Below are 12131 nucleotides of genomic sequence, written 5' to 3' on the forward strand. Positions count from 1 at the left end.
CATGCTGAAGGTGGGTCAAGCCTGCTTCCAGCAGGCTTGACCGCGAACATAGGATCTCGACTCTACAAAGAGCGACGGCCGAGCATGGGCTCGGCTCTGCAGCAACCGCAGGTCAGCGCATCAGCACCACTTCCTCAGCCGAGGTCGGGTGGATCGCCACGGTGTCATCGAACTGGGCCTTGGTCGCGCCCATCTTCACCGCCACCGCGAAACCCTGCAGGATCTCGTCGGCCGCTTCGCCCAGCAGGTGGATACCTACCACGCGTTCTTCCGGGCCGGCGCAGACCATCTTGAACAGGCTGCGCTGGGTACCGTTGGCCAGCGCCTGCAGCATCGGTCGGAAACGGCTGTGGTAAACGCTCACCTGGTCGAAACGCGCGCGCGCTTCTTCCTCGCTCATGCCCACCGCACCCAGCGGCGGGTGCGAGAACACCACGCTGGCCACATTCTCGTAATCCATCTTCGACTGCGGGCGGCCACCGAACAGGCGATCCATCAGGCGCCGCGACGCCGCCACCGCCACCGGAGTCAGGCCGACCTTGCCGGCGATGTCACCCACCGCGTGCACGCTCGGCACGCTGGTGGTCTGCCATTCGTCCACCTGCACCTGCTGATGTTCGCCAATGCCGATGCCGAGCGCTTCCAGGCCCAGATCACGACTGTTGCCGCGGCGGCCGGTGGCGAAGAACACCGCGTCGAACACGCTGTCGAGCGGGCCGTCATGGCCAAACGCACGTACGCGTTCGCCATCGCGCTGCAGTTCGCGCAGGCGATAGCCGAAATGGATGCGCACGCCCTGCTGCTTCAGGTTCTCGGCCAGCTGATCAGTCAGCTCGTAGTCGAAGCGATCCAGCAGCCGCTGGCCACGCACCAGCAGGCTCACCTTGCTGCCCAGTGCCTGCAGCAGGCCGGCCAGCTCCACCGCGATGTAACCGCCACCGATGATCGCCACCTCGGCCGGTGCCGCGCGCAGATCGAAGAAATCGTCGGAGACCAGGCCCAGTTCGGCGCCGGGAATGTCGGGCCGCAATGGGTGCGCACCGGTTGCGATCAGGATGTGCTCGGCGCTGTAGCGCACACCATCGCTGCAGGCCACGGTGTGCGCATCCAGCAGATGGCCACGCGCCGGAATACGCACCACGCCGGTCTCATCCAGGCGTTTGTGGTAGCTGGTATGGATGTTGCTGATGTAGGCCTGGCGATGGATCACCAGTTCCTTCCACGACAGCGCCGGGCGCGCCTGAACATCGAAGCCCATCGCACTGGCCAGGCCGATGCGCTCGTGCAGGTCGGCCGCCAGCCACATCGCCTTCTTCGGCACGCAGCCGACATTGACGCAGGTCCCGCCCAGCTCACCGGGCTCCAGCATTGCCACGCGCTTGCCATGCTGCGCGGCACGGATCGCACCAGCCAGGCCGGCGGAGCCGCCGCCAAGGACGATCAGGTCGTAATCATAGGGTGCAGTGCTCATCGGAATCGCTCGGGTCGGTAAGGGGCAGGATCGATCGCTGGCGTGCGGCCGCAGACGAGATCGGCGATCAGCTGGCCGGTGCCGGCGCTCATGCTGATGCCGAGCATGCCATGCCCCGCTGCAAGCCAGACGTGAGGATGCGCAGGCGCGCGGCCGATCAACGGCACGTCGTCCACGCTCATGGGGCGCCACCCGCACCACTGCTCCTGCAGCTGCGCACCGCGTGGCGCGCGCAGGTAGTGGTCGGCGGCCTGCTGCAGGGCCTGCAGGCGGGCCGTGCGCAGCTGCGGATCGGCACCGGCGAATTCCATGGTGCCGCCCAGTCGCAACGCCTCGCGCCAGGCAATCACGAACACGGAATGGTCCTTCAGCACCACCGGGCGCTGCGGCACCTGCACCGGTCGCGACCAGGTCAGCGAGTAACCTTTGCCGGGCTGGATCGGTACGCGCAGATCCAGCTGCCGTGCCCAGCGCGGCGACCACGGCCCGGTGGCCAGCACCAGCTCGCGTGCGTGCAGCGTGCGTTCGCCGACGTGCACGCGCACACCCTGCGCGTGGGCGCTGAAATCCTGCACGTCCGAGTGCTCTTCGATCACCACGCCCTGTGCACGCAGCACGCGCGCCAGTTCGGCGGTGTAGCGGTCCGGACGCAGCTGCGCATCGCCGGGGAAGTGGATCGCGCCGGCAATGCGATCATGGAAAGCTGGATTGTCGCGCGCATAGTCAGCGCCATCGATGCGCGCCGTGGCGATGCCCTGCGCGTTCAGTGCCTCACACTCAGCGGCGTGGTGATCGAAATTGCGGGCATCGCCAAACACGTAGTCCAGACCGCGGATATCGAATTCGCAGTCCAGCGCATGCACCTGCACCCACTGTGCCAAGCGCAGCCGGGAATCATTCAGCAGCGCAGCGCGGGCGCGCGTGGCCTGCAGCCAGTCGCGGGCATTGCAGCGTGCGCTGAACTGCAGCAGCCAGCGCCACAATGCAGGGTCCAGTCGCGTACGCACGTACAACGGCGCACGCGGATCGAGCATCCAGCGCAGCGCGCGCAACGGTACGCCAGGCGCTGGCAGCGGCGGCGCGTGGCTGGGGGTGATGGTGCCGCAGTTGCCATGCGAGGTCGCGCCGCCGACACGCCCACGGTCGATCACGCGTACCTGCCGGCCCTGTGCGCGCAGCGCGAGCGCGACGGCCAGTCCAATGGCACCGGCGCCGACCACGATCACATCCTCGCGCGCGCCCTGCATCGATCAGCCCTGCCCGGCCCCGCGCCGCATCGGCGGCCACTGCCGGTAGGTCATCGCACGCCACAACCATTCCATGGGCCCGAAACGGAAGCGGCGCAACCAGGCCTGCGAAAGGGCCACCTGCAGTGCAAACAACAGCAGCGCGAACAGCAGCTGCACGCTGCGCGGCATCACCTCGAACCATCCCAGTCCGTAGTGATAGAAAAGCAGCGTGCAGACCAGCGACTGCGCCAGGTAATGGGTCAGCGCCATGCGCCCCACCGGCGCCAGCCAGGCCAGCCGCGTGCGCCAGTGCACGATCCACGCCAGATAGCCCAGGCACATCGGCAGGCCGCCTATGGTCACCAGGCCCATCGCCGCCGTCACCGGAAGGTTGTAGGCGCCCGGTGCCAGGTAGGGTTTCCAGGCGACGCCGATCAACGTGACCAGCAGGCCCAGCGGCAACGCGATCCAGCGCAGCGACGCGTACAGCCGCGGGAAGCGCTCCGGCGCCGCCAGCGCGCCACTGCCGGCGAACCAGCTGCCGATCAGGAACATGCCCAGTACTTCCGGACCGGTGATCAGCAGCGCCCCCATCGACGTACCGAACTCACTCAGGCGCTGCACATTGGCCTGCGCCCAGCTGCCCTGCCCGTACACCTGCCGCTGCAGCTCAATGCTCCGCTGCGCCTCGGCAAGCATGCCCTGCACATCTTCGGCCGAAGCCATCGACACCATCGCGCCGACCAGCAGCATCATCGCCACACCGCCGAGGTAGACCATCAGCCCCATCCACGGCAGCCAGCTGCGTGGCGCCTCGCGGCAGGCCAGCAGCGGCAACGAGATCAGTGCATACATCACCAGAATGTCGCCGGACCAGACCAGCAGTGCATGGCACAGACCGATCAGCAGCAAGCCAGCGCTGCGGCGCAGGTAGAACGGGGTGAAGTCGCGCCCGGCGGCCTCAGCGCGCTGCGCCATCACCGCGAAGCCGGCACCGAACAGCAACGAGAACAGGGTGAAGAACTTGCCCTGCACGAACACGTAGACAAAGGCATCGGCCCAGTAGTCGATGCCCTGCCAATGCACGTCGATGCCGGTGAACGCCAGGTCCAGCGGCCCGCTGAAGGCCTCGATGTTCATCAGCAGGATGCCTAGCAGCGCAGCACCGCGCAGCACGTCAAGCACGGCGATGCGTTCGCCGGAAGCCACCGGCTGCAGGGAAGGAGAAGCGGCGTTCACAGGGCGTCCGTCGGGCAGGTCCGCCATTATGCCGCCGGCCTGCGCGCCATGGATGGCCGCGCCGTGTTCCACAAACGCAACGGCCCGCCGAAGCGGGCCGTTGCTGCCATCACGATCGCGCTGCGATCAGTGCTGGTGACCGCCGTCGCCGTGGACGTGGCCGTGGTCGATTTCTTCCTTGCCGGCTTCGCGCACATCGACGATTTCCACGTCGAAGTGCAGGTCCTTGCCGGCCATCGGATGGTTCAGGTCGACGTCGACGACGCTCATGCCGACCTTCTGCACGGTCACCGCACGCGGGCCGAAGTTGGTCTGCAGCACGACCTGCTGGCCCGGAGCCAGCTTGGTGTTGCCGAAGTGCTTCTTCGGCACGCGCTGGGACAGGCCCTCACGACGCTCGCCGTAGGCATCGGCAGCGTTGACGTCGACGCTGAAGGTCGCGCCGGCTTCCTTGTCCATCATGGCGTTTTCCAGGCCCGGGATGATGTTGCCGTGGCCGATCAGGATCGCCAGCGGCTCGCCGCGGTCCTTGGACGATTCGATCGGCTCCTGGCCGACTTCGGAAACGGTGTAGTGGAAGCGGACAACGCGGTCTTTTTCGATCTTCATGCGCAACTCTGTCTGGATCTGCCGGAGGCAGGCGGGTTGGGGCGGGTTGTCGCCCGGCGGGGATGCCGCCATCATGACGGCCAATCCTAAGGTGGCGCATTATCCGGAGATCATGCACATCACGCCAGTTTCGTCCGGCCTGCGCCGGCTCCTCGCCCCGGCCCTGCTCCTGGCCCTGCCCGTGCTGATGACCGCCTGCGGCGGCGGCAAGGCCACCCGACCCGCGCCGCCCCCGCCGACCGCGAACTGGCCGAAGACCGTGCCGGACAATCCCGAGGCGGCCAACTCGGTGCTGATGCGAGCCATCAGCCTGGTCGGCACCCCCTATCGCTATGGCGGCAATACCCCCGACTCCGGCTTCGACTGCAGCGGCCTGGTGGCCTACGTCTACCGCGAGATGCTGGACCTGAAACTGCCACGCACCTCGCGCGACCTGGCGGCGGTACAGGGCCCGAAGATCGACCCGCAGCGCCTGGCCACCGGCGACCTGGTGTTCTTCGGCAGCCGCGGCAGCGTCACCCATGTCGGCATTTATGTTGGTGAAGGGCGCTTCGTGCACGCGCCGAGCACCGGTGGCACGGTCCGGCTGGACTCGCTCAGCGGTCCGTACTGGAAGGACCACTACACCGGGGCGAAACGCGTCCTTCGCTAAGATGAACAGGCGATATGTTCAAAATTGTGACGCACATCACCATGTAACTAACGATTTACTAACGGAATTTTTAACTTATTGCCGCTTTTACAGGGCATGATGCCCCATCGTTTTTTTCCTGTGACCGACGCGTGACGACTGACGACCTGAAAAGCGAAGGCCAGACTTCCGTATCTTCACGTAGTGCCCGCCCGCTGTTGCTTGGCTTGGCACTGTGTCTGACCAGCCTTCCGGCCTGGTCGCAGACTGCTCCGAACCGTTCCGATGTGACCCCGGCCCCGGTGGCCGAGAGCACCCCCCGACCGGCCGCCAAGGCCGAGGCTGCCGCTCCGCAGCGCAGCCGCGTCGATGCCGCCGCCAGCGCCACGCTGGCCGCCCTGCTGCCGCATCTGGCTGCCAACGACACCATTCCGCTGATGGACCGCTCGGCCGTGGTAGCCGGTGATCTCAGCCGCCTGCTCGCCAACTACGACACCAGCAGCGCCGCCAATGGCAGCGTTGTCGGCACCGCCGCCGACAACGGCAAGGTGCAATCGCTGCTGCGCCGCGCGATGACCCTGCTGGGCACCCCGTACCGTTGGGGTGGCAGCAGCCCGGACAGCGGTTTCGACTGCAGCGGCCTGGTCGGTTACGTGTTCCGCTCGGCCCTGGGTATCGAGCTGCCGCGCGTCTCCCGCGAAATGGCGCACGATAACAACGCCGAACTGATCAACGACCGCACCGCACTGGCTGCCGGTGACCTGGTGTTCTTCGGCCGCAAGGGCCGCGTCGACCACGTCGGCATCTATGTTGGCGATGGCCGCTTCCTGCACGCACCGAGCTCCGGCAAGGACGTCCGCGTGGACACCCTGCTCAGCGGCTACTGGGGCAACAAGTTCATGCAGGCCCGCCGGGTCGATCTCTGACCCGCTGGCGCCACCGCGCCGCCTGACACGAGAAAGCCGCTGCCCTGCAGCGGCTTTTTTGTTTGCGCCCCCACTGGGTGCCGACCTTGGCCGGCACTGCGCCACCTGCCCCAGTGGGTGCCGACCGTTGGTCGGCACTGCGGCCATCCACGCATGGCGTGGATCTACCGGGGACCTACCCTGATCGGCACCGCGCCAGTCAGCTCCAAAACAAAAAGCCCGCCGTTCAGGGCGGGCCTTTCATCTCCACGCAACCTCAGCCGCGTGGCGGTGTCGGGTCCGGATCGTCCACACCCACATTGCTGGACGGGTTGTCATACACCGCCTGGTCGAGCAGCCCGGTTTCCTTGGCCACGATCACCGGCACCAGCATCTGGCCCGTCACATTGGTCATCGTGCGCATCATGTCCAGGATGCGGTCGATGGCATACAGGTAGCCGATGGTCTCCAGCGGCAGGTTGGCTGCGCTCAGCACCACCGTGGCCATGATCACCGCGGTACCCGGCACGCCGGCGGTACCGAAGCTGCCCAGCACCGAGGCGATCAGCACCACCACGTACTGCTCCGGGGTCAGCGGCACACCGCTGTACTGCGCGATGAACACCGCGCACAGCGCCGGGTAGATCGCGCCGCAGCCATCCATCTTGATGCTGGCACCCAGCGGCACCGCGAACGAACCGTAGTCCTTGTTCACGCCCAGGTTGTGGGTGATCGAGCGCAGCGCCACCGGCATCGCTGCGAAGCTGGACGAGCTGACGAAGGCGACCTGCATGCCCGGCGCCGCGCCACGGAAGAACTTCAGCGGGTTCAGGCCGTGCGCCAGCAGCAGTGCGCTGTAGACCACCACGATGTGCAGGGCGCAGGCCACGTACAGCGCCAGCACGAAGTGGCCCAGCGGCAGCAGCTTCTCGAAACCGTAGCTGCCGACCAGGCCAGCAATCAGGCCGAAGGTGCCGATCGGGGTGACTTCCAGCACGAAGCGGGTCACCTGGATCATGATGTCGCTCATCTGCCCGACCAGCTTGCGCGCCTCGGTCACCTTCTCGCCCAGCTTGACGATGGCAAAGCCCACCAGGCCAGCGAAGAAGATCACTGGCAGGATCGAGCCGCGACCGGCAGCCAGCACGGTTTCACCGGCCGCATTGACCTTGGTGCCGATGCCGGACAGCGCGTAGAAGACATTGGCCGGCACCACGTCCAGCAGCACCTGCACCACGCTGGGCACTTCGCGCGGCACGTAGTTGCTGGCCATCGACAGCTGCAGGCCACCGGCGCCGGGCTGCAGCACGGTACCCACGCCCAGGCCGACGCACACCGCCAACGCGGCGGTGATCACGAACCACAGGAAGGTGCGGCCACTGAGCGCGGCGACCGACTTCTGGCCGTGCAGCGACGAGATTGCGTTGATGACCGCGAAGAACACCAGCGGCACGGCGATCATCTTGATCAGGGTGACGTACAGCTCGCCGAGCGGGCCGAACCACGTTTCCGCGGCCGGGCCGAGCGCCCAGCCGGCCAGCGCGCCGAGCACGAAGCCACCGACCACGCGCTGCCAGAATGGAATCCGCAGCCAGGCAGAGACCAGCTTCATAGGCAATCCAGAGGGGAAGGAAGGGATGCTGGCACGATATCCCAAGGCGGCCCGCGGAACGACCGCCCGGCCGGCAAATCAGTGTGTCATCGGCGTGCCTTGCGAGGGCGGGCATAATGAACGTCCCGTTACAGTTTGTGAGATCCCAGCGTCCATGCGCCGTTCCGTCTCCCTGTTGGCCGCCTGCGCCACCACCCTGCTGCTGGGCGCCTGCGCCAGCACCACCCCCGCGTCCGCCCCGGCCGGCCTGAAGGTCGCCGTCGACCCCGTTGCCCATCCGGCCGGCGAGACCCCGCAGTGGTGGTACCGCAGCGGCGCCGCCCAGGCCGCCGCCAACGGCGCGATGTCCGGCAAGGCCAAGAACGTCATCCTGTTCCTCGGCGACGGCATGAGCCTGACCACGGTGGCCGCCTCGCGCATCTACGAAGGCCAGCAGAAGGGCGGCTCGGGTGAAGAGAACCTGCTGTCCTGGGAGCGCTTCCCGGCCACGGCGTTCAGCAAGACCTACAACACCGATTCGCAAACCCCGGATTCGGCCGGCACCATGACCGCCATCACCACCGGCGTGAAGACCCACATGGGTGCGATCGGCGTCAGCGCCGGCAGCCGCACCGACTGCGCCGACAGCCTGTCCAAGGGCCTGCTGACCTGGCTGCAGCTGGCCGACAGCGCCGGCCTGGCCACCGGTGTGGTGTCCACCGCACGCCTGACCCATGCCACTCCGGCCGCCACCTATGCGCACTCGCCCGAGCGCAACTGGGAAAACGACACCGACCTGACCGAAGCCGCGAAGGCCGCCGGCTGCAAGGACATCGCCCAGCAGCTGTTGTCGACCTCGCGCTATGGCCGTGGCCCGCTGGTCGCCCTCGGCGGCGGTCGCGGTGAATTCACCACCGTGGAAGAACGGGATCCGGAATACGACGACAAGGTCGGCCAGCGCCTGGATGGCCGCAGCCTGGTGCAGGAATGGCAGCAGGCGCACCCGCAGGGTGCCTACGTGTGGAACAGCAAGCAGCTGGCCGCCGCCGCGAATGCGCCGGCCATTCTTGGCCTGTTCGAGCCGGACCACATGCGCTACGAGTACGAGCGCCCGCAGGATCCGGGCGGTGAGCCGAGCCTGGCCGAGCTGACGGCGGCAGCCATCAAGAACCTGGCCAAGCACCAGGAAGGCTACGTGCTGATGATCGAAGGCGCGCGCATCGACCACGCCAACCACAGCGGCAACGCCTACCGTGCGCTGACCGAGACCGTGGCCCTGTCCGACGCGGTGCGCGTGGCCAACGAACTGACCTCGGCCGACGATACCCTGATCATCGTCACCGCCGACCACTCGCACACCCTGAACTTCGTCGGCTACCCGGCGCGCGGCAACCCGATCCTGGGCAAGGTGAAGGACAAGGGCGGCGAAGACGGCGCCGGCAAGCTGGACTACGCGCTGGACGGCACCGGCCAGCCCTACACCACGCTGAGCTACGCCAACGGCCCTGGCCACACCGGCAGCAGCAACCAGCAGCCGGCCGGTTCGAAGCGTTACCCGCACAACCCGAGCAGCTTCGAACCGGCCAACGGCCGCCCGAACCTGCGCGAGGTCGACACCGAGCATCCGGACTACATGCAGGAAGCACTGGTGCCGATGAAGTCCGAGTCGCACGGCGGCGAAGACGTCGGTATCTGGGCACGCGGCCCGGGCAGCAAGGCGATCCGCGGCACGCTGGAACAGAACGCGATCTACCACATGATCGTGCAGGCCACCCCGGCCCTGCGCGAGCGCCTGTGCCAGGCCGGCACCTGCGACGACAAGGGCGTGCCGGTACAGCTGCCGGCGCCGACCGCATTCGAGCGCAAGGCCGAGGCCAAGTGATCGTGAGGCAGGCCTACCCTGCTCCTGCCAGCGGCCGCTTCGCGCGGTCGCTGGTCCTGCTTGGCGTGCTGGTCAGTGCCAATGCAGCGGCACAGGCACCGGCGTGCAAGCTGCTGACCGACGAACACGGGTTGTGGCCGCTGCCCAACTGCGAAGTGGTCGATCACCGGCCGAAGATCAGTGCCGACACCTTGAAGGACCTGAATTACGACGACCATGGCCTGGCCGTGGTGTACGCCGACCAGGGCTTCCACTACGTCAACCGCAAGGGCCGCAGCCTGCCGGTACTGACCTGGGACAACGGTCCGGAAACACCGCAGGAAGGCCTGCTGCGCGCCCGCGTCGGCAACCGCGTGGCCTACTTCGATCTGAAGTTCCGCCAGGTGGTGCCCGGCACCTTCGATTTCGGCTGGCCGTTCCAGGATGGCGTGGCCGAGGTCTGCAACGGCTGCCGGCGCGGCACGCCGGATGCCGATGGCCACACCCCGATGGAAGGCGGAGAGCGGTTCCGCATCGACCGTTCGGGCCGTCGGGTAAAGTAGGGTTTTCGGCAGGGCTGCGCCCTGCACCTGCAGACGCAACGGCAACGGCCGAAGCAACAGCAACAGCGTGCATTCCGTGGGATGGCGGGGCACTGTGGGTTTGCGGGGACGGCGCAAGTACGTCCATGTAGCCTTGATCGCCGCATCCATGCGGCTCACACCCCGCAAACCCACAGTGCCCCGCCTCTGACAGATCTCCGCGGCTGTTGGTAGGTGTCGACCTTGGTCGACACATCTGTCAGATATCGAATGAGTCATCCACGCATGGCGTGGATCTACTGTGTCGACCAAGGTCGACACCTACCAAAGCGGTGCACGACGCCGTTCTGGCAGATCGCGGCATTCTGTCGAAGGCGGGGTGGGTCCGGTTGCGGGGGCGTGAGCCGCATGGGCCCGAGGCATGCCTCGGGCGGGTTGGGCACGACGCCCAACCCCGGTCTTGCCGTGTGCGCAGGACTGCGCACACGAGCAAACGGCGACCGAGCTTACATGGGTGAGGGCGCTTTGCTTGCGAAGCACTGCTTCGCAAGCGTCCGAACGCACAGCCGCCAGCGGCTGGGCCGGGCCCCGGAGGGGGACTTGCAGCGGCCCCCGCAACCGGACCCACCCCGCCAAGCCTCAGGAAACCCGCTTCTGCTGTTGCTTCGGCCGTTGCCGTTGCTTGCGCGTCTGCGGGTGCAAGGCGCAGCCCTGCCGACCAACCCTATACTTGCAGGCGTGAGTGAATTCCCTGCCCTCGTTCCGCTGGATGCGCCGCTGCTGGTGGGCTACAGCGGTGGTGTCGACTCCACCGTGCTGCTGCATTGGCTGTGGTGCTGCGCGCAAGCTTCCGGCACGGCGCTGCGCGCGGTGCACGTGCACCACGGGCTGCAGCCCGATGCAGATGACTGGGTGCGGCACTGCCAGCAGCAATGCGACGCCTGGGGCATCCAACTGGCCGTGCACCGCGTGCAGGTCGAGAACGGCACAGGCCTGGGCACCGAGGGTGCCGCGCGACTGGCACGACGCGCCGCGTTCGCGGCCGAACTGCGCGACGGCGAAACCCTGGCGCTGGCACAGCACCAGGACGACCAGGCCGAGACCTTCCTGTTGCGCGCCCTGCGCGCTTCCGGCGTCGATGGCCTGGCGGCGATGTCCACGCACAGCCGCCTTGGCGAAAAGCCTCTATGGCGACCGCTGCTGGCAGTGCCACGCAGTGCACTCCTCGACTACGCCTGCCAGCATGCACTGCACTGGATCGAAGACCCCAGCAACGCCGACGACCACGCCGATCGCAACTTCCTGCGCCTGCAGGTGCTGCCGCTGTTGCGCCAGCGCTGGCCGCATGCCGCTGCGGCGATGGCGGGCAGCGCAACGCACTGCGGGCAGACCCGCGAACTGCTTGACGAGGAAGACGCCGAGCTGATCGCACACCTGGAAGTCGCTCCACGCGTGCTGTCGCTGCAGCTGCTACGCCAGGTCTCACCGGGGCGCGCCGCGCGCGTACTGCGCGCCTGGGTGACCGGCCACGGTGCGGCACCGCTGCCGGCCACCGTGCTGCAGCAGGCGCTGGACGAGTTGCTGCCGGCCGACAACGATCGCCAGGCGCGGGTGCGCTGGCACGATCACGCCATCCAACAGTGGCGCGACCACGCCTACCTGCTGCCGGCCCGGCTGCCTGCGCTTCCCCACGAGTGGCAGGCCGAATGGGATGGACGCGCACCGCTGGCACTGCCCGATGGCGGACAGCTGCGCCTGCAGGGCACCCCGGCCTTCGAACGCCCCCTGCAGGTCCGTGCACGCGTGGGCGGTGAGCGCATTCTGCTGCCCGGTCGCCAGCATTCGCACGCGTTGAAGGACTGCCTGCAACGCGAACACCTCGCCCCCTGGCGACGCGCGCAGCTGCCGCTGATCTTTGATGGCCCGCAGTTGCTGGCCGCCGCCGATGTGCTCGTCGCCGCACCGCTGCAGGCCTGGCTGCAGGCGCATGGCGCACAGTTGCAATGGCGCCCGGGCGGCTGGTGAATTGACCCCCGCGCGCGGCCCGTCCACA

Annotated in this window: 10 protein-coding genes; 5 read left to right on the plus strand and 5 right to left on the minus strand. The window is 67.5% G+C overall.

Features of this window, described 5'->3' with window-relative positions; translation table 11 throughout:
* Window positions 1–112: 112 nt before the first annotated feature.
* The 4 genes from gorA to N7573_RS18710 all read right to left on the minus strand — a co-directional run bounded on the left by gorA (window position 113) and on the right by N7573_RS18710 (window position 4548).
* On the minus strand, window positions 113–1471 hold the full coding sequence (gorA, locus tag N7573_RS18695; protein WP_125893984.1) for a glutathione-disulfide reductase: 1359 nt from the start codon (window positions 1469–1471) through the stop codon (window positions 113–115).
* Window positions 1468–2718, minus strand: a complete 1251-nt coding sequence (locus N7573_RS18700; RefSeq protein WP_279913825.1) for an FAD-dependent oxidoreductase — start codon at window positions 2716–2718, stop codon at window positions 1468–1470. Before N7573_RS18700 ends, gorA begins: the two co-directional genes overlap by 4 nt.
* 3 nt (window positions 2719–2721) lie before the next feature.
* Window positions 2722–3966, minus strand: coding sequence for a DUF418 domain-containing protein (locus N7573_RS18705; RefSeq protein ID WP_279913824.1), 1245 nt, complete (start codon window positions 3964–3966; stop codon window positions 2722–2724).
* Between the two features lie 99 nt (window positions 3967–4065).
* Window positions 4066–4548, minus strand: a complete 483-nt coding sequence (locus tag N7573_RS18710; protein ID WP_049398704.1) for a peptidylprolyl isomerase — start codon at window positions 4546–4548, stop codon at window positions 4066–4068.
* A 73-nt stretch (window positions 4549–4621) separates the two neighbouring features.
* Here N7573_RS18710 and N7573_RS18715 point away from each other — a divergent pair, with 73 nt between their 5' ends.
* Together N7573_RS18715 and N7573_RS18720 are read left to right on the plus strand one after the other, a co-directional pair.
* On the plus strand, window positions 4622–5200 hold the full coding sequence (locus N7573_RS18715; protein ID WP_065428014.1) for a C40 family peptidase: 579 nt from the start codon (window positions 4622–4624) through the stop codon (window positions 5198–5200).
* A 197-nt stretch (window positions 5201–5397) separates the two neighbouring features.
* The gene (locus N7573_RS18720) at window positions 5398–6105 is read left to right on the plus strand and encodes a C40 family peptidase (RefSeq protein WP_279913826.1); all 708 of its coding nucleotides are present in this window, start codon (window positions 5398–5400) and stop codon (window positions 6103–6105) included.
* Between the two features lie 256 nt (window positions 6106–6361).
* On the opposite strand, the gene N7573_RS18725 is transcribed toward N7573_RS18720, so the two are convergent.
* Window positions 6362–7696 carry a dicarboxylate/amino acid:cation symporter gene (locus N7573_RS18725; RefSeq protein ID WP_046988032.1) on the minus strand — a complete coding sequence of 445 codons (1335 nt, stop codon included), beginning with the start codon at window positions 7694–7696 and terminating at the stop codon, window positions 6362–6364.
* 154 nt (window positions 7697–7850) lie between these two features.
* Here N7573_RS18725 and N7573_RS18730 point away from each other — a divergent pair, with 154 nt between their 5' ends.
* The 3 genes from N7573_RS18730 (at window position 7851) to tilS (ending at window position 12103) form a co-directional block, all read left to right on the plus strand.
* Window positions 7851–9557 (plus strand): alkaline phosphatase, encoded by a 1707-nt coding sequence (locus N7573_RS18730; protein WP_279913947.1) that lies wholly within the window; start codon window positions 7851–7853, stop codon window positions 9555–9557.
* A complete protein-coding gene (locus tag N7573_RS18735; RefSeq protein WP_164080556.1) occupies window positions 9554–10099 on the plus strand; it encodes a WG repeat-containing protein in 546 nt (181 codons plus the stop codon). Before N7573_RS18730 ends, N7573_RS18735 begins: the two co-directional genes overlap by 4 nt.
* Before the next feature lie 717 nt (window positions 10100–10816).
* Window positions 10817–12103, plus strand: a complete 1287-nt coding sequence (tilS, locus tag N7573_RS18740) for a tRNA lysidine(34) synthetase TilS (RefSeq protein WP_279913315.1) — start codon at window positions 10817–10819, stop codon at window positions 12101–12103.
* Window positions 12104–12131 lie beyond the last annotated feature (28 nt).

The sequence above is a fragment of the Stenotrophomonas sp. GD04054 genome, from assembly GCF_029836955.1.
GTDB classification, from domain to species: Bacteria; Pseudomonadota; Gammaproteobacteria; order Xanthomonadales; family Xanthomonadaceae; genus Stenotrophomonas; species Stenotrophomonas maltophilia_A.